Raw genomic sequence first — 1,082 nt, 5'->3', positions numbered from 1 at the left:
CCCCGGACCTTCACCTGGTCGTCCGCACGCCCCGCGAACACCAACTCACCGTCGGCGCTCCACTTCACCCGGTCACCGGTGCGGTACATCCGCTCGCCGGAGGCATACGGACACGCCACGAACCGCTCCGCCGTCAGGCCCGCACGTCCGAGATAGCCCCGCCCCAGCTGCACGCCCGAGACGTACAACTCGCCGAGCACACCGACCGGGACCGGACGCAATCCGTCGTCCAGCACGTACAGCCGCGTGTTGCCCACCGGACGACCGATCGGCACCCCGGCGCCCACACTCCCGTCCACTGCCTGCCAGACGGTGACATTCACCGTCGCCTCACTGGGCCCGTAACTGTTGAACAGCGTCCGGCCACCCGCCACCCAACGGTCCACCAGATCCGGCGGGCACACCTCACCCCCCACATCCAGCACGAACCCCGGGCCCAGCTCCTCCTCCCGCATCAGCACCGCCACCGCCGGCGGCAGCGTCGCATGCGTCACGCGCTCCTCCAGCAGGAACCGCACCAGCTCCTCACCCAGCCGCCGCTCCGACGGCACCACCACCAGCGCCCCACCCCCCAGCAACGCCAGCCACCACTCCTCACAGAACGCGTCGAACCCCGCCGACGCGAACTGCGCCACCCGACTGCCCTCACCCACCCCATACCGGACATGACTCGCCACATAACTCACACACGCCGCATGAGAGATCAGCACGCCCTTCGGCCGACCCGTCGACCCCGACGTGTAAATCACGTACGCCGGATGGGAGGGGAGGAGGGGGGAGATACGGTCGGCATCCGTGACCGGAGAGTCGTCGAAGTCCTCGGTCTCCGCGAGGAAATTCAGGTTGTCGATCACCAAGGCCGGTGAGGCGTCCTCAATCACGAAGCGGATCCGATCGGCGGGTTGTCCCGGGTCAACGGCCACATACGCGCCGCCCGCCTTCAACACCGCCAGCACAGCGATCACCAACTCCGGCGAACGCTCCAACACCAGGGCCACCACCGAGTCCGGGCCCACACCCCGCCCGATCAACTTCCGCGCCAGACGATTCGCCCGGGCCTCGACCTCCCCATAACTCAACTC

At 68.4% G+C, this 1,082-nt stretch carries 1 protein-coding gene; it reads right to left on the bottom strand.

The features are described 5' to 3' along the window. Positions 1-1,082: amino acid adenylation domain-containing protein (locus ACFW3F_RS25565; protein ID WP_388062515.1), on the bottom strand; the 1,082-nt coding region annotated here is incomplete at both ends.

Origin of the sequence: Gordonia sp. NPDC058843 (assembly GCF_042743165.1) — a bacterium.
Lineage (GTDB): Bacteria > Actinomycetota > Actinomycetes > Mycobacteriales > Mycobacteriaceae > Gordonia.
Note: the sequence above shows the minus strand (reverse complement) of the source record. Positions and strands in the feature narration are given on the sequence as shown.